The sequence below is a fragment of the Stutzerimonas kunmingensis genome (assembly GCF_032106285.1).
Classification (GTDB): Bacteria; Pseudomonadota; Gammaproteobacteria; order Pseudomonadales; family Pseudomonadaceae; genus Stutzerimonas; species Stutzerimonas kunmingensis_B.
On record NZ_DAMCPO010000002.1, the window covers coordinates 298667 to 318744 of the forward strand.

Below are 20078 nucleotides of genomic sequence, written 5' to 3' on the forward strand. Positions count from 1 at the left end.
AGCGGTGGATGACTGTGTCATCCACCCTACGAAGCCCCATCCGCGTAGGGTGGAGAACATCGGTTTTCCACCTGCAGGACCGACGAATAACCCATGGCCAACGCCCGTCCCTATCGCGTCGCCCTCAACGGCTACGGTCGCATCGGCCGTTGCGTGCTGCGTGCATTCTATGAGCGCGGCGCCGCCTTCGATTTTCAGTTCGTTGCCCTTAACGATCTGGCCGACATGGCCAGCCTGGAATACCTCACCCGTTTCGACTCCACCCACGGCCGCTTTCCCGGCGAAGTGAGCGTGGACGGCGATTGCCTGCACCTCAATGGACACTGCGTGAAGGTGCTGCGCGAGTCGACGCCCGAGGCCATCGATTGGCGGGCGCTGGACGTCGATCTGGTGCTGGAGTGCTCGGGCGCCTACACCAGTCGCGCCGATGGCGAGCGCTTTCTGGCCGCGGGTGTGCCGCGGGTGCTGTTCTCGCAGCCGATGGCCAGCGCGGCGGATGTCGATGCCACGGTGGTCATGGGCATCAACCAGCAACAGCTGACGGGTTCCGAGCGGCTGGTGTCCAACGCTTCCTGCACCACCAACTGCGGCGTGCCATTGCTCAAGCTGCTCAACGACGCGGTGGGCATCGAGTACGCCTCGATCACCACGATTCACTCGGCGATGAACGATCAGCCGGTGATCGACGCCTACCATCATGAGGACTTGCGCCGCACCCGTTCGGCCTTCCAGTCGGTAATTCCGGTGTCCACCGGCCTGGCGCGGGGTATCGAACGCCTGCTGCCGGAACTCTCGGGGCGGATTCAGGCCAAAGCGGTGCGGGTGCCTACGGTGAACGTGTCCTGTCTGGACATCACGCTGCAAACCGCCTGCGATACCGATGCGCGAACGATCAACCGGGTGCTGCGCGAGGCCGCCGAAGGCGGGCCCTTGCAGGGCTTGCTGGCGTATACCGAGCTGCCCCACGCCAGCTGCGATTTCAATCACGATCCGCATTCGGCGATCGTCGACGGCAGCCTGACGCGCGCGTCCGGCCCGCGCCTAGTGAACCTGCTGGCCTGGTTCGACAACGAATGGGGGTTCGCCAACCGCATGCTCGACGTCACCGACCACTATCTGCGCGTGGCCAATCGCACCTAGCCCCCGCGCCTGGAACATCGCTGCTTCTCGAACTTAAGGAAGACCAACATGACCGTTTTGAAGATGACCGATCTCGACCTCCAGGGTAAGCGCGTGCTGATCCGCGAGGACCTCAACGTGCCGGTGAAGGATGGCGCGGTGAAGAGCGATGCACGCATCCTGGCCTCGTTGCCGACCATCAAGCTGGCGCTGGAGAAGGGCGCGGCAGTGCTGGTCTGCTCGCACCTGGGGCGACCGGAAGAGGGCGTCTACAGCGAGGAAGACAGCCTCAAGCCGGTCGCCGACTACCTGTCCAAGGCCCTCGGCCGCGAAGTGCCGCTGGTCAAGGACTATCTCGAGGGCGTCGAGGTGCAGCCGGGTGAGCTGGTGCTGCTGGAGAACGTGCGCTTCAACAAGGGCGAGAAGAAGAACACCGACGAGCTGGCGCAGAAATACGCCGCGCTGTGCGACGTTTTCGTCATGGACGCCTTCGGCACCGCGCACCGCGCCCAGGGCTCGACCCATGGTGTGGCCAAGTTTGCCAAGGTGGCCTGCGCCGGCCCGCTGCTGGCGGCAGAGCTGGATGCCCTGGGTAAAGCGTTGAAAACCCCGGCCAAGCCAATGGTCGCCATCGTCGCCGGTTCCAAGGTGTCGACCAAGCTCGACGTGCTGACCTCGCTGGCCGACATCTGCGATCAGCTGATCGTCGGTGGCGGTATCGCCAACACCTTCCTCGCCGCGGCAGGTTACAACGTTGGCAAGTCGCTGCATGAAGCGGATCTGCTCGACACCGCCAAGGCCATCGCGGCCAAGGTTGCCGTACCGCTGCCGGTCGACGTGGTGGTCGCCAAGGAGTTCGCCGAGAGTGCCGAGGCCAAGGTCAAGGCTGTCGCCGACGTCGCCGACGACGACATGATCCTGGATATCGGCCCGAAGACCGCCGCCATGTTCGGCGAAATGCTCAAGGCTTCGCAGACCATCCTCTGGAACGGTCCGGTCGGCGTGTTCGAATTCGACCAGTTCGGCAACGGCACCAAGGTGCTGGCTCAGGCCATCGCCCAGAGCCCGGCGTTCTCCATCGCCGGCGGCGGCGACACCCTGGCAGCCATCGACAAATACGGCGTGGCCGAGCAGATCTCCTACATTTCCACCGGTGGTGGCGCCTTCCTCGAGTTCGTCGAGGGCAAGGTGCTGCCGGCGGTCGAAGTGCTGGAACAGCGCGCCGACTGAACTTCGCGGGCGAGGTGAACGCCTTGTGCCGTTCGCCTGCCGGCCCAGGAGATGCCGGGCCGGCAGCGCATGGAGCAACCCCGGCGGCTCGCCGTGGTCTTTGTTCTATCTGGAACAAGGAAAGGGGATGCACCATGCGATATGCCGTTGTTGCTGTTTGCTGCCTGGGGTTGGCCGGTTGCGCCGGGAATTCACCGGATAGCGCTTGCCAGGTACTCGACCCACCGCCTGTCCTCAGCCCGACTGCCGAGCATGACCAGCGCGTCGAAATGCAGGCCACGGGCGACTCGACCATCACCACGCAAGACGGCCTGCAGGATTGCCCGTGATCACCGTTTGCCAAGGAGAAGGAATGAACAAAGGCCTGTCCATGCTGATCGCAGCGTTGCTGCTCGGCGGTTGTGGCCACTGGCAATCCGGCCCGGATGCGCCATTCGTGCGCTGGAAATGCCAGAGTCAACAGAACATCGCCTGGCGATACGCTGACGACCAGCACTCGGCGATCGACCTGAAAGTGGGCAATGACGAACGTATTCATACCCTGCGAAAGGAACCAGCCACCCGCGGCAGTTTCTATAGCGATGGCGTACTCGCTTTCCACGACAAGGGTAACGAGGCGCTGGTGTACCGCGTCGCCGATGACAAGGTGCTGGCCCATGGCTGCAGTGCGTCGCTCATCAGCATCTAGCGGCTAATGATTCATACAGGCCTCGCCGATGCGGGGCTTTCGACTGAAAGCTGGCGGGACGCTGGCATTTGCCGCCCCCGCCACTACAATGCCGCGCCCAGCGTGCGGCGCTTGAACAGCGTCGGCCACTGCGGCAGGCTCTACACGATCAAACGACCCAGACCGGGAGAAAGGAAAACATGGCACTCATCAGCATGCGCCAGATGCTCGACCACGCCGCCGAGTTCGGCTACGGCGTGCCGGCCTTCAACGTCAACAACCTCGAGCAGATGCGCGCCATCATGGAAGCGGCTGACAAGACCGACTCCCCGGTGATCGTCCAGGCTTCCGCCGGTGCGCGCAAATACGCCGGCGCGCCGTTCCTGCGCCACCTGATCCTGGCGGCGATCGAAGAATTCCCGCACATCCCGGTGTGCATGCACCAGGACCACGGCACCAGCCCGGATGTCTGCCAGCGCTCGATCCAGCTGGGCTTCTCTTCCGTGATGATGGATGGTTCGCTGCAGGCCGACGGCAAGACCCCGGCCGACTACGACTACAACGTGCGCGTGACCCAGCAGACCGTGGCCTTCGCTCACGCCTGCGGTGTTTCCGTGGAAGGTGAGCTGGGCTGCCTGGGCAGCCTGGAAACCGGCATGGCCGGCGAGGAAGACGGCGTCGGTGCCGAGGGTGTGCTCGATCACAGCCAGCTGCTGACCGATCCGGAAGAAGCCGCCGACTTCGTCGCCAAGACCAAGGTCGATGCCCTGGCAATCGCCATCGGCACCAGCCACGGCGCTTACAAGTTCACCAAGCCGCCGACCGGCGACACCCTTTCGATCCAGCGCATCAAGGAAATCCATGCGCGCATCCCGGACACCCATCTGGTGATGCACGGTTCCTCGTCGGTGCCGCAGGAGTGGCTGAAGATCATCAACGAGTATGGCGGTGAGATCGGCGAAACCTACGGCGTACCGGTCGAGGAGATCGTCGAGGGCATCAAGTACGGCGTGCGCAAGGTCAACATCGATACCGACCTGCGTCTGGCCTCCACCGGCGCGATTCGCGAGTTCATGGCGAAGAACCCCAGCGAGTTCGACCCGCGCAAGTACTTCGCCAAGACCGTCTCGGCCATGCGCGACATCTGTATCGCCCGCTACGAGGCCTTCGGTACCGCTGGTAACGCCAGCAAGATCAAGCCGATCTCCCTGGAAGGCATGTTCCAGCGCTACGCCAGCGGCGAACTGGACCCGAAGATCAACTGATCCGTCCAGACGTGAAAAAGCCCGCGCTATGCGGGCTTTTTCGTTTCGGCGCAGTGTCGGTCAGCTGGCGAGCAATGCCTGAATCTGGCTGTGCAGCGTGTCCAGGGCGAAGGGCTTGGCCAGCACCGGGGCCGAGCGCGCAATGGGGCTGCCCGATTCATAGATTTCGATCGGATAGCCGCTGATGAAGATCACCTTGAGGTCGGGCCGCAGCTTGAGTGCCGGCTCGGCGATCATCACGCCGGATACGTTGCCGGGCAGGCGGAAGTCGGTTACCAACAGATCTAGCTGCGGTTTGGTCGCCAGGATTTCGAATGCCTTGGGCGCGCTGTCCGCTTCCAGTACCTGGTAGCCCTCGCTGGCCAGATAGTCCGAGAGCAGGCTGAGGATATGCGGCTCGTCTTCGACGAGCAGAACGATTTTCGGCAGTGCGTGGTTCATGGTGGTCTCGATGTTGCGTTTCGCTGCATTCCAGCCGTTGTAGAGCCGGACAGGATTTCGACAGGTTACGCGCTGCAAGTTTCAGTCCTACAGCCGGACGTTCGTCGCTTTCCACCGGCGGCTGTGCGCTGGCGCACGTTGTGGGTGGCATCCTCGCCGTTCCAGGCGCAACGCTCAATGCCTACCTTAGCCGGGGGCGCCTAGCCGGGGGCGCCTACTGGCAGTACAGGTCGGTCGCAGCACTAGCCCCAGGCTCGAGGCCGCGCTAGGGTTGCGCCATTCTCTTGCTGGAGTCGCCCATGAACGATACCGAGGCCGCCGCGCAGCGCACGCTCGATTACTACCGCCTCAATGCAGAGGCTTTCCGCGAGGGTACGCTCGACCACGACGTCAGCCAGAACATCGATGCCCTTCTGCGTCACATTCAGGCAGAACCGCCGCTGCGCATCCTCGACCTCGGCTGCGGCCCAGGTCGTGATCTGAAGACCCTGAGAACCCGTGGGCATGTGGCGATAGGTCTCGATGGAACAGAGGCGTTCGTCGAGATGGCTCGCGCCGACAGTGGCTGTGAAGTCTGGCATCAGGATCTGCTGCAACTGGAGCTTCCGGCCCAATCGTTCGATGGGATCTTCGCCAATGCGGTGCTGTTTCACGTGCCTAGTACCGAGTTGCCCAGGGTCCTTTTGCAGCTGAGCGATAGCTTGAAGCCGGGTGGGGTGTTGTTCTGCTCCAACCCGCGCGGTCAGGATCAGGAGGGCTGGAGTGGCGATCGCTACGGCGTCTGGTATGCCTGGCCGACCTGGCGCGAACGCGTGCTGGCCGCCGGTTTCGTCGAACTGGAGCACTACTACCGCCCCGCCGGGCTGCCACGGGAGGAACAACCTTGGCTAGCGAGTGTCTGGCGTAAAGGCTGAACGGCCAATTCAGACCGCAGAATGCAACCTGCATCACGCTTCGTATTGCGTTTTGCACGGCTTAATGCCTGGGCATAATTTCATAAGTTATTGTTTTTGCTAGATAAAAAATCATTGGTCAGGTTGGCACGAACGCTGCTCCGTTAGGTTCGCTGGAACTTATTGGAGTACAGAACAATGACCGCTGCACAACAATTCCTCACTGCCGCATTCCCTGAGTTCGAAGTGCTCACCGAGCCCCGCCCGGATGGCGGGCTGCTGCTGACCCTGCGCAACGACGACCGGGTTCTGGTCAAGCGAGCGCTTTCCAAGGGCCAGACCCAGACCCGGATGCAACTGGAATGGGTAGTCAGCTCGGTACGCCGGGACCTCGCGCTGGAGGCGGGGATGTCGCCTTCCATCGCACATCTGCAGAGCCAGAGCCGTACCGCACTGCCGACCTACGAGTACGCCTGAGCCGCCCGGCTGCGGGATGACCGCAGCCATATTTTTCGACACCGGGCCGCAGAGCCCGGTTCGTTTGCCGTGAAGCCGAAGAGGATAGCCACATGAACGCCATCGACCTGTTGATTGAGGATCATGAGCGCGTGAAGGACCTGCTGACGCGCCTGATCGATTCCACCGAGCGTGCCGTGAAGACACGCACCGAGCTGCTGAGCAAGCTGGAAATGGAAGTCACCATCCATACCCAGCTGGAAGAGCAGATTCTCTATCCCGCCTACAAGGAAGCTGGCGGCAAGGAAGAAGCAAAGATGTACCACGAGGCCAAGGAAGAACACCGTGCGGTGGATGCTCTGGTACTGCCGGATCTGAAGGCAACCGATCCCGGCAGCCTCGAATTCTCCGGTCGCGCCAAGGTGTGCAAGGAGCTGCTCGAGCACCATATCGAGGAAGAGGAATCGGAAATGTTCCCGCAGGCACGCGAGCTTTTCGATGCCAAGCGCCTCGAGGAAATGGGGGAGCAGATGAGCGAACTGCGCGCCCGCCTCAAGAAGGAGCTCACCGCCAAGCTGGCGGCCTGAGTACCGGAAGGGCTGCCGGGGCGTCCTGCCTCGGCGCGCCCGACTATCGTCTGTCCCCGGACCCATCGCTTCGCTGACTTGCATCAATAATGCGACGAAGCGCCGCTGCGACCCTAGATGGCTTTATGGCATCAACTGGTACCGCACCTGATAGTCGCCCCTGACTGGCAGAAAGCCAAGCGAAGGTGGGCGCGCCGGGCGGGCCATCGCATCGGGAAAGGCATGGAAGACGAGCTGAAGGCGCTGTTGCAACGAGTCGGGCTGGGCCTCGACCAGATCCTTACGCGCAAGCGTTTCCTGCAATGGCAAGCCAGCGATGCGCTGCGCCTTAACCGGGCGGCTGCTGAGCTCGAGCCGGCGCATCGGGTCTTCATCGAAAAACTCTACGAACACCTTGCCGACTTCGGCCAGCCGTCAGCGATGCGCAGCGATCGTGCCGGTCTGACACGCCTCAAGCAGCGCCAGCAGGAGTACTACCGCCGCCTCTGGAACGGGCCATATGAGCGCGACTATGTGCGTGATCGCCTGCTGGTCGGGCTGGTGCATCAGCGCGTCGGCGTCGACCTGGAGTGGTATCTCGGGGCTTACCGGCTGTATCTGTCGGAAATGCTGCGCGCCCTGGTAGGCGACGACGAGCAGCATGCGGTTTACGACAGCCTGCTGAAGATCGTTTTCTTCGACATGATTCTCGCCATCGACACCTACAGTGCGGCGCAGCGACATGCGCTGGAGGACAGTGAAGCGCGCCTGACGCGCGCGTTGCGCGGCTCCGAAGACGGCATCTGGGAGTGGGACGTCGAGCATGACCGGCTGCACCTTTCCGAGCGCTGGACCGCCATGCTGGCAATGCCAGCACAACCCAGTTATTGCAGCCGCAGCTGGTTCGAACGGGTGCACCCGGACGATCTGCCCGGGTTGCGCGAGGCCATCGCCGACCACCTGAACGGGCGCAGCCCTTCGCTGGTTCACGAGTACCGCGTCCGTACCGAGCGCGGTGAGTACCTCTGGGTGCTGGTGCGCGGTGTGGCCGAACGCTGCGAGCTGGGGACCTTGCGCATGGCCGGTTCGCAGACCGACATCAGCGCGCGCAAGGCCGCCGAAGACTGCTTGCGTCACGCGGCACGTCACGATGCGCTGACTGGCCTGGCCAACCGCCTGCACCTCGAGGAGCTGCTCAAGGAGGTGCAGCAGCGTCCCCATGGACGCGCTGCCGCGTTGCTGTTCGTGGACCTGGACCGCTTCAAGCTGATCAACGACAGTCTCGGGCATGGCGCCGGCGACCAGGTGCTGGTCGAGGTGGCGCAGCGCTTGCTGCGCTGCCTGCGCCCCGGCGATCACCTTGCACGCTTCGGCGGCGATGAGTTCGTCGCCCTGCTCGGCGATCTGGCCTGCGAGGCCGATGCCGAGCGTGTGGCGCAACGGATGCTGGTCGCGCTGCGTCAGCCGTTGCAGCTCGGCGAGCGAACGCTGTCGGTCAGCGCCAGCATCGGCATCGCGCCCTTGCAGCGTGACGGCCAGGCGCTGAACGCGCTGCAGGCGGCTGATCTCGCGCTGTACCGGGCCAAGAGCGCCGGCAAGGACCAATTCGCGCTGTTCTGCGATGGCCTGCATTCCAAGGCGGCGCGCCAGCTGGAGCTCGAGAGCGCACTGGCGCAGGCGCTGACGCGCCGCGAATTCACCTTGCACTATCAGCCGATCTGCCGTGTAGCAGGCGATCAACCCTATCTGGTCGGCGTTGAAGCGCTGCTGCGCTGGCGCTTCAATAACCAGCCGGTGGCGCCCAATGAGTTCATTCCGGTGCTGGAAGAATCGCGCGAGATCGTCCGGGTTGGTGAGTGGGTGCTGCGCGAGGCCTGCTGTCAGGTGCGTCGCTGGCAGCTGGCGGGTCAGAGCCAGCTGTACTGCGCGGTCAACCTGTCGATTCGTCAGCTGCAGCAGCCCGGTTTCGCCGCGCTGCTGGCCCGTGTGCTGCGTGAAACCGGCCTGCCGCCCGCGAGCCTGCTGCTGGAGATCACCGAGACGCTTTTGATGCAGGACAGCGAGCTGATGATGGGCGCGCTGCACGAGATTGCCGCGCTGGGTGTTCGCCTGGCGCTGGACGACTTCGGTACTGGCTATTGTTCGCTCGGTTACCTCAAACGTTACCCGCTGCATGTGCTAAAGGTCGATCGCAGCTTCATTGCCGCCGCACCGGACGATGCCGACTCGGTGGCGATCAGTCGCGCCGTCATCGGCCTTGGCCAGAGCCTGGGGCTGGCTGTCGTTGCCGAAGGCGTGGAGCACCCCGAGCAGGTGGCGTTTCTCGTGGCCGAGGGCTGCCAGCTGGTGCAAGGCTATTGGTTCAGCCGGCCGCGGCCGGCTACGGAACTTCAGGCATTGTTCGACGGCGAGCGCTGTGTCGACGGGCTCTGGCGGCTGCGTCCCGCGCAGCCGGCGGTCGCGTAACGATCACGACGTCCGTCGAGCCGATCGGTGGGGGGGCTCTGACGGGGCGGTCAGGGCACTCTTGCGGCAAACGGGGGTCAACCTTCTGTGAATCTGCTGGATTCAAGAATTCGCCGGCCACTGCCGGACCACTCTGAAGGAGGTTAACCATGCGTCTTACCTATCTGCTGCCCCCCGTGCTCGGGCTCCTGTTGGTCGGTTGCGGCCCGGATGAAGATCGCGAGCGCGAGCCGACCCCGCCGCCGGCGACTACCGAGCAGCCTGCCGCACCCTCCACTGATACCACCACTCCGCCTGCAGACACCGGCACCGGGACCGGCACTGCGCCGAGCACCGGAACTGGTACCGGCACCTCCGGTGGCATGGCAACTCCGCCAGCCGACAACGGCAGCGGCCTGGGCACCGAGTCCGGCTCCGGCACCGCGCCGAGCACTGGCACCGGTACTTCGCAGTAAGTTCGGCACCACCTGATCCGGGCACTCCGCGCTAACTGCGGGGTGCCTTCAGCAGGAGACAGCGATGAAGTGGAAATTTGCATTCGCCGGTGCGCTGACCGCGCTGGCTCTGGCCGGTTGCTCGCCGGATGACGAAAGATCGGCACTGGACAACAACACCCGCAACCAGCAGGAATACCAGAACACGGCGACCGATCCCGCCGGGCCGCGGGAAATCTCGCCACCGTCCAACCGGACCAACGAGTAAGCGCCGATTCGGCGTTGCGCAGGCTAGACGAACTGGCCTGCGGCGTAGGCCGATGCCCAGGCCCACTGGAAATTGAACCCCCCCAGATGACCGGTAGCGTCCAGCACCTCGCCGATGAAGTACAGCCCTGCTGATTTCTGCGATTCCATGGTCTTGGATGACACTTCCCGCGTATCTACCCCGCCCAGCGTCACCTCTGCCGTGCGATACCCTTCGGTGCCGGCCGGTACCAGCTGCCAGTCCGCGAGCTTCTCGGCAATCGCTTCCAGTTCGCTGGGTACGTATTGCTTCAGCGGTTTGGATACGAACCAGTGCTCGCAGAGCAGCCCGGCCATCTTGCGTGTGAAGACCTCGCCGAGCAGCGTTTTCAGCTCCGCATTGGGACGCTCCTGCTTCTGCGCCGCCAGCCACTCGCCGAGGTCTAGATGCGGCAGCAGGTTGATGTGCACCACATCTCCCGGTTGCCAGTAGGACGAGATCTGCAGGATCGCCGGGCCGGAGAGTCCGCGATGGGTGAACAGGATGTTCTCGCGAAAGCTCTGGCCGTTGCAGCTGACCAGGCAATCCTCCACCGAGGTGCCGGACAGGTCGGTGCAGATCGTCTTGAGCTGCGGCTCGGTGATGGTGAAGGGCACCAGGCCTGCGCGTGTCGGAAGCACGTTGTGGCCGAACTGGCGGGCGATCTGGTAGCCGAAACCGCTGGCGCCGAGGGTGGGAATCGACAGGCCGCCGGTGGCGATTACCAGCGATTGGCAGTGCACCGAGCCGATGCCGGTGTGTAGCAGATAACCCTCTTCATGCTTCTCGATCGACTCGACCGGGGTGTCCAGACGCAGGTCCACGCCAGCCTGCGCGCATTCGTCCAGCAGCATCTCGAGGATGTCGCTGGACTTGTTATCGCAGAACAGCTGACCGAGCTTCTTCTCGTGATAGGGCACGCCGTGACGGCTGACCATCTCGATGAAGTCCCACTGGGTGTAGCGCGCCAGCGCCGACTTGCAGAAGTGCGAGTTGCTGGAGAGGAAATTCGACGGCTCGGTGTACAGATTGGTGAAGTTGCAGCGGCCGCCACCGGACATGAGGATTTTCTTGCCGGCCTTGTTGGCGTGGTCCAGCAGCAAGACCTGGCGGCCCCGTGCAGCGGCGGTGAAGGCGCACATTAGACCGGCCGCACCGGCACCGATTACCACCACGTCAGTCTGCACCAGCGCTTACCTCGTCGGAAAACGCGCGATGGTACTCCTGCCGCGCTTCCGATGCAGCCCGACATCCGACGAGACGCTGGCGTCAACTGGCGGGCTTTGTGCTTTGATTGGAGCTGATAGCGTTTCGCCAGAAGAGCGAGAGAATTTGACGGGCACACGGCGGGTCATCGGGTTGATATTGCTGCTGGCAAGCGCATCGTTGCCGGCCGAAGTGCTTCGTCTGGCCGGCAACGTCTGGCCGCCTTACACCGATCGCAGCCTGCCCGGTGAAGGGTTGTCGGTCGAGCTCATCCGCACCGCGCTCGGGCGTGGGGGTTATCAGGTGGAATACATCGAAGTGCCCTGGGAGCGCGCTTTGCTGGGTCTGCGCAACGGCAGCTACGACATGATCAACGGCTGGCCGACGGTCAAACGCGTCGACTACACGCTCAGCTCACGCCCGTTTCTGAGCAACCGGATGCGCTGGGTCCAGCGTCGCGAGAGCAATTTCCGCTACGACGGGCTCGACAGTTTGGTTGGCCATCCCATCGCGCTGAGCCGGGGCTACATGTACAGCGACGAGCTGAACGAGGATACGCGGCTGGAGAAGGGCTATGCCGCCAACTTCGTCCAGGCGGCAAAGATGGTGATTGCCGGGCGGGTCGACCTGACGCTGGAGGACGAGCGTACTGCGCTGTTCCATCTTGAGCGCGAGCTGGGGCATGAGCAGGATGCGCTCCGCTTCGTGCCGGGCGAGTTCCGGCGGGTGGGGCTGTGGCTGGTGGTGCGCAGCAATCATCCTCGGCTGAGCGATATCATCGCCACCTTCAACCGGGAGATCGCTGCGATGGTCGAGGATGGCAGCTACGCGATGATCTTCGTGCGCCACGGAATGCCGGTCCCCGCGGCGTTGCCTTAGTGGCCTTTTTGGTAAGTTCAGTTGGTCAATTTCGACGCCCATGGCCCCGATACTGCGTTGCTGCGCCTTGCCAATAGGCCCACTACGACTCGTCGCTGCGCCTTGTCTCGGAGCCATGTTCATTCGAACTTGCCTCAACCAACTCACCGCGTAGGCCACTAGCGCGAATCCTGTCCCTGGCCTGCTGGTTGTTGCTTGATCAGGTGGGAGGCCATGCTGCGCAGCGGTGCCAGCTGCCGGCAGATGAGCCCCAGCTGGGTCTGCACCAGACGGTGGGCATCGTCCATCTCGTCCGGGGTCTGCTCCAGCTGTTGCGCCAGCGCCTCTTCGTCTTCGCTGTAGATGGCGACGGGCTTGTTCTGCGCCAGCGCGCTGGCCAGGTCGTCGAGGCTGGTCGCCAGTTGCTGCGCGGCGCGCTCCAGCAGGGCATCGCTGGCGTCGTCCGGCAGGCTCTCGCGATGGGCGCCAAGGCCGGAGAGGTAGTTGAGCAAGGTGTGCGAGAGGATCAGGAAGCGGAAGCCGGTTTCGGCATCCTTGCGGAAGTGTCCGGGCTCCAGCAGCATGTTCGACAGCGTGGTGGACAGCGCTGCGTCGGCGTTGTGCGCGTTGCGCCGGGCCAGGCGATAGGCGAGGTCGTCGCGCTTGCCACTGTCGTACTGACGCATGATCTGGCGCAGGTAGTCGCTGTTGCAGCTGAGGGTGTTGGCGACCACCTGATTGAGGCGTCGACCCTGCCAGTCCGGCAGGATGAGGAACACCGCGGCAGCGGCGATCAGGCTGCCGAGCAGGGTATCGAACAGCCGCGGCCAGATCAGCCCGTAGCCATCGCCGACCTGGTTGAAGCAGAAAAGCACCATCAGCGTGATCGCCGCCGTGGCCAGGGTGTAGCGCGTGCTGCGGGTGGCGAAGAACACCACGCCGGCGACCACCGCGAACAAGGCCTGGATCGGCTGGCTGGGGAACAGATCGAACAGTGCCCAGCCGGCGATGAGGCCGAGCAAGGTGCCGCTGATGCGTTGCACCAGCTTGATTCGCGTGGCGCCGTAGTTCGGTTGGCAGACGAAGACCGTGGTCAGCAGCACCCAGTAACCCTGTTCGGGATGGATGGCATGCAGCACCGCGTAGCCGCAGACCAGGGCGATGGTCATGCGCAGGGCGTGGCGGAACAGCAGCGAAGTCGGCGTCAGCTGCAGGCGAATGCGATTGAATGCCTCGCGCAGGGACTGCGGCTGGCGGTCCAGCAGGCTGCTGTCCTGCTCGCCTTCCAGGGTGCCGGGGTCGCTGGCGCTGGCGAGCTGGCGCTGCAGCGTGGAAAGGTTGCCTGACAGCGCACGCAACGAGCGCAGCAGGCCGCGCCAGGCCGGATTGTTCTGCTCACGCAGGTGCTCCAGCGAGGCCTGCAGGTCCTCCAGCGCCTGCCCGTTGGCCTCGCTGTAGCGAAACACCTGGCGCATCTGGATGGCCTCGCCGAGGTCGGCGCAGGCGCTGGCCTGCAGCCGCAACAGGCGCTGGCAGCGAAACAGCACATCGCTGTGGAAGAAGGCCTCGGCCAGCGCCTGGTAGGGATAATGCGACGAGCTGACCCGCTCGTGCAGATCCTGGGCGAGGAAATATAGCTTGAGGTAGTGATTGATCTTGCCGCCGCCGCGGCCGTTGCCCAGGCGATTCAGCAGCGTTTCCTTGGCTGCGTTGAGCGCGCTGACGACCCGGCCGTTCTGCTGCGCAAGTTCCAGGCGGCGCTGTTCCACATCCAGCTGACGCACCGGCTCGAACAACGCGGCCTTGTAGCGAAAATACAGGCCCAGCTCGCGGTACAGCCGCGCCAGACTCTGCTGCACCGGCTGATGGGCGAACAGCGCGTTCCAGCCCACCGACAGCAGGCCGTACCAGGCCGCACCCGCCACCAGCAGCATGGGGTCGCGCCACAGATGCTGCAGTGCACCATCGCGCTGATCGGCCGCGATCATGCTGTAGATCGCGAGAATCAGGGTGGCCTGGGCAATGGCCCCGTAGCGCTCGCCGAGCGCGCCGAGCATGACCAGCGCAAAGGTGGAAAGCGCCAGGCCGGCGACGAACAGCCAGGGGTATGGGAACAGCAACTCCACCGCGACGGCGGCAATGCTGAAGCACAGCAACGTTACCAGCAATGCATTGAGACGGCCCAGCCAGCTGTCGTCGGTTTCCGCCAGGGCGCTGGCGATGATGCCGAGGAACAGCGGAATGATCAGTGTCGGCTGCCCGAGATACCAGCTCAGACCCATGCTGCCGGCCATGGCGATCAGTACGCGCAGGCTGTAGCCGAACTTCTCCAGCGCCCACAGGCGACGTAAAAACTGGCTGAGCGAGGGTTGCGGCATGGAGCGTTCCGTTGGGGGAGGCCAGATTGGACGAAGCTGCCACGAACACTGTCACGGCCGGCTCGTGCGTTCAATCATCCGGGCCGCAGAAGGTCGGCCCGGATACGCGCGTTCAGCAGCAGGCGAACCTTCTCAGAGGACGCGGACCTTTAGCGAGCGGCCCTTGATCTTACCTTCGTTCAGGCGTTTGAGTGCCTGCTTGGCGACGCCGCGCTCGACAGCGACGAACGCCTGGAAGTCGAAGATGGCGATCTTGCCGACCTGGGTCCCGGGGATGCCGGCATCACCCGTCAGTGCACCGAGGATGTCGCCCGGGCGCAGCTTGTCCTTGCGGCCCGCTCCAATGCACAGAGTCGCCATCGGTGGTTGCAATGGCGCGCCGGTCTTGGCCTTGAGCCCGTCCAGTGGCTGCCAGTTGAGCGGTGCCTGCTGCAGCTTTTCGATGGCTTGCGCGCGATGGGCTTCGGCCGGGGCGACCAGGCTCATGGCCAGGCCCTGATTACCGGCGCGGCCGGTCCGACCGACCCGGTGTACATGTATCTCCGGGTCGCGGGCCAGCTCGACGTTGATCACCATGTCCAGCGCATCGATATCCAGGCCGCGCGCGGCGACATCGGTCGCCACCAGCACCGAGAGGCTGCGGTTGGCGAACATCGCCAGCACCTGGTCGCGGTCACGCTGCTCCAGATCGCCATTGAGCGCCATGGCCGAGATGCCGTTGGCAATCAGGTGATCGACCAGCTCCTGGCACTGCTGCTTGGTGAAGCAGAAGGCCACGCAGCTTTCCGGTCGGAAGCTGGCGAGCAGGCGCAGGACCGCGTCCATGCGCTGCTCGGGGTCGATTTCGTAGAAGCGCTGTTCGATCTGTGCATCGTCATGCAGGGCTTCGGCACGCACTTGCTGCGGGTCGCGCATGAAGCTCGCGGACAGCTGCTTGATGCCGGCGGGGTAGGTGGCCGAGAACAGCAGGGTCTGCCGCTTGGTCGGTGTCTGGCCGATGATGTCGGCGATGGCGTCGTAGAAGCCCATGTCCAGCATGCGATCGGCTTCATCGAGCACCAGGGTGTTCAGCCCGTCGAGTTTCAGCGTGCCTTTCCTCAGATGTTCCTGGACCCGGCCCGGCGTGCCGACGATGACGTGCGCGCCATGCTCCAGCGAAGCGATCTGCGGACCGATGGAGACGCCGCCGCACAGCGTGAGGATCTTGATGTTGTCCGCCGCGCGCGCCAGCCGCCGCAGCTCCTTGGCGACCTGGTCGGCCAGCTCGCGTGTTGGACACAGCACCAGCGCCTGGCAACCGAAATAACGCGGATTGAGCGGGTCGAGCAGGGCGATGCCGAATGCGGCGGTCTTTCCACTGCCGGTCTTGGCCTGAGCGATCAGGTCGTGGCCCTTGAGCATGACCGGCAGGCTCTGCGCCTGGATCGGCGTCATCGCCGCGTAGCCGAGGGCTTCGAGGTTCGCCAGCATGGCGGCAGAAAGGGGCAGGGAAGAAAAGGCGGTACTGGGCACGGGAAGGATCTTCGGACGGGGAACGGCCTGCAGTCTATCAGGCCGACGTTGCACGCGCCGGTTGGCGGGCACCGAGATGGCTGTACGCCTGCACGGTGAAACGTTTTGCAAGACCGCCAGACGGAACCCCAAGGCATCGACCTGATCGAAATTTGTCCATTACTCGCTCCCAGGAGGTTGTTTTGTCTCGTGTTCTTTTCCTCGCCGGGCTGTTGGCGCTACCCGCGTTCGCCGACGAGCCCACCCTTTATGGACGTTATGAACACATCAAGGTCGCGGAGATCGGCAAGACCCTTCCCGCCAAGATGGATACCGGTGCCATGACCGCATCCCTATCAGCGCGCGATATCGAGCAGTTCAAGCGAGATGGCGAGGACTGGGTGCGTTTCCGCCTGGCCGTCGATGGCGCGGATGACACCCTTTATGAGCAGCGCCTGCTCGGCATCAGTCGAATCAAGACGCGCGCGGAAGAGGCCGGCGATGTCGATCCCGACAGCGAGCCGCCACGGGCTGAGCGACCAGTGATCGGCATGCAGCTGTGCATTGGCGATCGCCAGCGTGAGGTCGAGGTCAACCTCACCGACCGCAGGCACTTCAGTTACCCGTTGTTGATCGGCGCCGAGACGATTCGTGATCTCAACGCGGCGATCTATCCAACCGAGAAGTACACGGCGGGTCGCCCGACCTGCTAGCGCGGCATTGCCAGCCCGCGACCATCCGGGCCGGACGGCATCGCCTCCGGCCCGGTCCTGGGTATTCCAGCGATCGCACCTCCTCACCTGCGGCATGAGCCACCATGCGCCATCTTCCTCCCGCTCCTGGGCTGACCGAGTACCTGCTTGATACTGGCAGCCACCCAGGCGGCGAGATCCGCTTCGGCTGTTGCCCGAACGCTGACGGTCTGGAGCGCGCCCGCCTGATCGAAACCCTGCCCGAGAGAATGGGTTCGCAAAATAGCGTTTGCAATCCGCAGGAAATATATAAGCGATAGCTTGATTGCCGTTATTTGCGTTTTGGGGATTAACGATAATTAAGAAGTTGAGTTGCCAATATATAAGGCTGCATCTTTATTTTTTAAATCCGGGCTTTTATTTATTTGTTATTTGATCATCTGGTGCATATGAGCCACGTGACCGACCGGTCTCGCAAGTGCGCCAGCGATTCGTTCGACCTCGGTGCGAGTCTCCGCGTCACCCCGCCGCACCGGTCGGCGTCAAAACCGTCTGCCGCGAAGGTTACGGCGAGCGGGCTGCACAATGGCTCTTGGCCACCTGAGACCCTCTCACCAGGGGGCTTCCAGCGACTGAATTGGTCTTCTCTTGTTGTTCGTCAGACTAAAGTCGGGGCTTTCATTCATTAACCCACCCCTGTTAAATTCAGGATGTGGGTTCCCTTCACACGCAATAAAAATAAGGCGGAGAACGTCAATGGCCGACAACGATAAAGAAAATGCTGCTGCGTACTGGAAGGCGAATGTTCGCCTTATCACTTGGAGCTTGGTGGTCTGGGCTCTCGTCTCATATGGTTTCGGTATCCTCCTGCGCCCGCTGGTCTCCGGCATCCCCGTCGGGGGCACGGATCTAGGCTTCTGGTTCGCTCAACAGGGTTCGATCATCACGTTCATTTTGATCATCTTCCACTACGCGTGGCGGCTGAACAAACTGGACAAGGAATTCGGGGTTGAGGAGTAACCACAATGAGCCAATATTGGATCAACATGATGTTCGTGGGCGCCTCGTTCCTGCTTTATATCGGGATCGCGGTCTGGGCTCGCGCCGGGTCAACTAAAGAGTTCTATGTCGCTGGCGGTGGTGTTCATCCGGTCACCAACGGCATGGCAACGGCGGCAGACTGGATGTCTGCAGCTTCCTTCATTTCCATGGCGGGTCTGATCGCCTCCGGTGGTTATGCCACTTCTGTCTACCTGATGGGCTGGACTGGTGGCTACGTGCTGCTGGCCATGCTGCTGGCGCCCTACCTGCGCAAGTTCGGCAAGTTCACTGTGCCGGACTTCATCGGTGACCGTTTCTACAGCCGTGGCGCTCGCCTGGTAGCTGTCGTCTGCCTCATCCTCATCTCCGTTACCTACGTAATCGGTCAGATGGCTGGTGCTGGCGTGGCATTCTCCCGCTTCCTGGAAGTGAGTAACTCCGCTGGTATCTGGATTGCTGCTGCCATCGTGTTCGCCTACGCGGTATTCGGCGGCATGAAGGGCATCACCTACACCCAGGTGGCGCAGTACGTGGTTCTGATCATCGCCTACACCATTCCGGCCGTGTTCATTGCCATGCAGCTGACTGGCAACCCGATCCCGATGTTCGGCATGTTCAGCACTCATACCGAGTCCGGTCTGCCGCTGCTCGAAAAATTGAACCAGGTGGTTACTGACCTCGGTTTCACCGCGTATACCGCCGACGTCGACAACAAGCTGAACATGTTCCTGTTCACCCTGTCGCTGATGATTGGTACCGCTGGTCTGCCGCACGTAATCATTCGCTTCTTCACCGTACCGAAGGTAGCTGATGCCCGCTGGTCCGCTGGCTGGACCCTGGTCTTCATCGCCCTGCTGTACCTCACCGCCCCGGCCGTTGGCTCGATGGCGCGTTTGAACTTGATGAACACCATCTATCCGGAAGGCCCGGCTGCCGAAGCAATCCGCTACGAAGATCGTCCTGAGTGGGTGCAGACCTGGGAGCGTACCGGTCTGATCAAGTGGGAAGACAAGAACGCCGACGGTCGTGTGCAGATGTACAACGACGCCAACGCCGCCTTTACTCCGACCGCTACTGAGCGTGGCTGGACCGGCAACGAGCTGACCGTGAACAATGACATCATCGTTCTGGCCAACCCGGAAATCGCCAACCTGCCGGGCTGGGTCATCGGTCTGATCGCTGCGGGTGCTATCGCTGCTGCGCTCTCGACTGCTGCGGGTCTGCTGCTGGCGATTTCGTCTGCCATCAGTCATGACCTGATCAAGACACTCATCAATCCGAAGATCAGCGAGAAGAACGAAATGCTGGCCGCTCGTCTGTCCATGACGGCAGCGATTCTGCTGGCAACCTGGCTGGGTCTGAATCCACCGGGCTTCGCCGCGCAGGTGGTGGCACTGGCGTTCGGTCTTGCGGCAGCGAGCCTGTTCCCGGCACTGATGATGGGTATCTTCTCCAAGCGCGTGAACAGCAAGGGTGCTGTTGCGGGGATGTTGGTTGGTGTGATCTCCACCGCCGTGTACATCTTCCTGTACCTGGGCTGGTTCTTCATCCCTGGCACTGCAAGCATCCCGAACACGCCTGATCAGTGGTGGATGGGCATCTCCCCGCAGGCCTTCGGTGCCGTGGGTGCCGTGCTGAACTTCGCTGTTGCCTATGCTGTTTCGATGGCTACCGAAGCTCCGCCGCAGGAGATTCAGGATCTGGTCGAGAGCGTTCGTACCCCGAAGGGTGCTGGCGTTGCACTTGATCACTAACTGATAATGCAGCCGGACGTCAGACCTGCTCTGACACAAGGTTGAGGTAGAAGTCGGGCTTCCATATGGAAGCCCGATTTTTTTAGGGGGAGTTGTATATGTTCTGGCATTTAATCGCGGCAATCGTCGCAGGTGTGGCGGGAGCCGGTATCGGCCTGCTGTTGCGCTCACTGACGCGTAAGCGACTGCCGAAATGGATCATTCCCGTCTGCGCCGGTCTGGGCATGCTGAGTTACACCATCCATTACGAGTACACCTGGTTCGAAACCAAGCAAGCACGTCTGCCGGAAGGATCGCTGGTGGTCATGAGCGAAGAGGGCGAAATGCTCTGGCGCCCGTGGACGATGATCTATCCGATGCCGCTGGCCTATACGGTGCTGGACGGCGCGAACGCTCAGGTGCAGGACACCGAACAGGGCCGTCTCGGCCGCTTCGTGCTGTACCGTTTCGAGAAGCAACACCTGACGTCGATCGTGAAGAGCGCCAGCTATCAGCTGATCTGCACCGAGCGGGCGATGTTCAGGCTGAATGAAGCCGGCCAGGCGAAGATCGAAACGCTTACCGAGCTGGAAGCCGATTCACCGCTTTATCAGGCTATTTGCGAGGCCGGGCGTTAACCGAACGCCTACGACCTGCGGGTTCCGCGCATCAGCATAATCTGATGCGCGCCGCGAAGAGGAATTGATCGGTTCCGCAATGGGACCGAGTAGCCGGCATATGCGTCTGACAACCAGCCCGGTAGACACTGCTCCGTTCTGTCGCGAGCAGCCGTCGGCATCACCTAGTGGCCTGAGCGGTTAGTTCAATAATCTATTTTTCATCGCGCCAAGTTTAG

Annotated in this window: 20 protein-coding genes; 16 read left to right on the forward strand and 4 right to left on the reverse strand. The window is 62.8% G+C overall.

The genetic code is table 11. The annotated features are described in order from the left end of the window. Positions 1-93 precede the first annotated feature (93 nt). The 5 genes from epd to fba all read left to right on the forward strand — a co-directional run bounded on the left by epd (position 94) and on the right by fba (position 4281). Positions 94-1140 carry an erythrose-4-phosphate dehydrogenase gene (gene epd / locus RT582_RS03050; RefSeq protein WP_045666226.1) on the forward strand — a complete coding sequence of 349 codons (1047 nt, stop codon included), beginning with the start codon at positions 94-96 and terminating at the stop codon, positions 1138-1140. Between the two features lie 48 nt (positions 1141-1188). Further along, entirely contained in the window at positions 1189-2349 is a 1161-nt protein-coding gene (locus RT582_RS03055; protein ID WP_313476522.1) for a phosphoglycerate kinase, read from the forward strand. A 134-nt stretch (positions 2350-2483) separates the two neighbouring features. After that, a complete protein-coding gene (locus tag RT582_RS03060) occupies positions 2484-2678 on the forward strand; it encodes a hypothetical protein (RefSeq protein ID WP_313476524.1) in 195 nt (64 codons plus the stop codon). A gap of 23 nt (positions 2679-2701) precedes the next feature. Continuing rightward, positions 2702-3037 (forward strand): MliC family protein, encoded by a 336-nt coding sequence (locus RT582_RS03065; protein ID WP_023446039.1) that lies wholly within the window; start codon positions 2702-2704, stop codon positions 3035-3037. A gap of 179 nt (positions 3038-3216) precedes the next feature. After that, the gene (gene fba / locus RT582_RS03070) at positions 3217-4281 is read left to right on the forward strand and encodes a class II fructose-bisphosphate aldolase (RefSeq protein WP_313241234.1); all 1065 of its coding nucleotides are present in this window, start codon (positions 3217-3219) and stop codon (positions 4279-4281) included. A 60-nt stretch (positions 4282-4341) separates the two neighbouring features. Here fba and RT582_RS03075 read toward each other — a convergent pair whose 3' ends face one another. Continuing rightward, positions 4342-4722 (reverse strand): response regulator, encoded by a 381-nt coding sequence (locus RT582_RS03075; protein ID WP_014818786.1) that lies wholly within the window; start codon positions 4720-4722, stop codon positions 4342-4344. 299 nt (positions 4723-5021) lie between these two features. Here RT582_RS03075 and RT582_RS03080 point away from each other — a divergent pair, with 299 nt between their 5' ends. The 6 genes from RT582_RS03080 to RT582_RS03105 all read left to right on the forward strand — a co-directional run bounded on the left by RT582_RS03080 (position 5022) and on the right by RT582_RS03105 (position 9805). After that, complete coding sequence (locus tag RT582_RS03080; protein ID WP_125897564.1) at positions 5022-5636, forward strand: class I SAM-dependent methyltransferase; 615 nt, start codon at positions 5022-5024, stop codon at positions 5634-5636. Between the two features lie 177 nt (positions 5637-5813). Beyond that, complete coding sequence (locus tag RT582_RS03085) at positions 5814-6092, forward strand: DUF3509 domain-containing protein (protein WP_003301474.1); 279 nt, start codon at positions 5814-5816, stop codon at positions 6090-6092. A 92-nt stretch (positions 6093-6184) separates the two neighbouring features. Then, the gene (locus RT582_RS03090; protein ID WP_014818788.1) at positions 6185-6658 is read left to right on the forward strand and encodes a hemerythrin domain-containing protein; all 474 of its coding nucleotides are present in this window, start codon (positions 6185-6187) and stop codon (positions 6656-6658) included. 222 nt (positions 6659-6880) lie between these two features. Beyond that, positions 6881-9103, forward strand: coding sequence for a putative bifunctional diguanylate cyclase/phosphodiesterase (locus RT582_RS03095; RefSeq protein ID WP_044314618.1), 2223 nt, complete (start codon positions 6881-6883; stop codon positions 9101-9103). 149 nt (positions 9104-9252) lie between these two features. Then, a complete protein-coding gene (locus tag RT582_RS03100; protein WP_014818790.1) occupies positions 9253-9558 on the forward strand; it encodes a hypothetical protein in 306 nt (101 codons plus the stop codon). Positions 9559-9622: 64 nt separating this feature from the next. Next, positions 9623-9805: a hypothetical protein gene (locus tag RT582_RS03105; protein ID WP_044314334.1), complete on the forward strand. Its 183-nt coding sequence runs from the start codon at positions 9623-9625 to the stop codon at positions 9803-9805. Between the two features lie 23 nt (positions 9806-9828). On the opposite strand, the gene RT582_RS03110 is transcribed toward RT582_RS03105, so the two are convergent. Next, on the reverse strand, positions 9829-11013 hold the full coding sequence (locus RT582_RS03110) for an NAD(P)/FAD-dependent oxidoreductase (RefSeq protein ID WP_313476540.1): 1185 nt from the start codon (positions 11011-11013) through the stop codon (positions 9829-9831). A 25-nt stretch (positions 11014-11038) separates the two neighbouring features. Here RT582_RS03110 and RT582_RS03115 point away from each other — a divergent pair, with 25 nt between their 5' ends. Continuing rightward, the gene (locus RT582_RS03115) at positions 11039-11908 is read left to right on the forward strand and encodes a substrate-binding periplasmic protein (protein WP_313476526.1); all 870 of its coding nucleotides are present in this window, start codon (positions 11039-11041) and stop codon (positions 11906-11908) included. A gap of 158 nt (positions 11909-12066) precedes the next feature. Here RT582_RS03115 and yccS read toward each other — a convergent pair whose 3' ends face one another. Further along, positions 12067-14265: a YccS family putative transporter gene (gene yccS / locus RT582_RS03120; protein ID WP_230357783.1), complete on the reverse strand. Its 2199-nt coding sequence runs from the start codon at positions 14263-14265 to the stop codon at positions 12067-12069. 132 nt (positions 14266-14397) lie between these two features. After that, positions 14398-15777, reverse strand: coding sequence for an ATP-dependent RNA helicase DbpA (dbpA, locus tag RT582_RS03125; protein WP_125860214.1), 1380 nt, complete (start codon positions 15775-15777; stop codon positions 14398-14400). 182 nt (positions 15778-15959) lie between these two features. Between dbpA and rloA2 the strand changes: the two genes are divergently transcribed. The 4 genes from rloA2 to RT582_RS03145 all read left to right on the forward strand — a co-directional run bounded on the left by rloA2 (position 15960) and on the right by RT582_RS03145 (position 19860). Next, on the forward strand, positions 15960-16469 hold the full coding sequence (rloA2, locus tag RT582_RS03130; protein ID WP_014818795.1) for a retropepsin-like aspartic peptidase RloA2: 510 nt from the start codon (positions 15960-15962) through the stop codon (positions 16467-16469). Between the two features lie 735 nt (positions 16470-17204). Next, on the forward strand, positions 17205-17468 hold the full coding sequence (locus RT582_RS03135) for a DUF4212 domain-containing protein (protein WP_038656273.1): 264 nt from the start codon (positions 17205-17207) through the stop codon (positions 17466-17468). Positions 17469-17473: 5 nt separating this feature from the next. Beyond that, positions 17474-19243, forward strand: a complete 1770-nt coding sequence (locus RT582_RS03140; protein ID WP_313476527.1) for a sodium:solute symporter family protein — start codon at positions 17474-17476, stop codon at positions 19241-19243. Between the two features lie 98 nt (positions 19244-19341). Next, positions 19342-19860 (forward strand): hypothetical protein, encoded by a 519-nt coding sequence (locus RT582_RS03145; protein ID WP_014818798.1) that lies wholly within the window; start codon positions 19342-19344, stop codon positions 19858-19860. Positions 19861-20078: the final 218 nt, after the last annotated feature.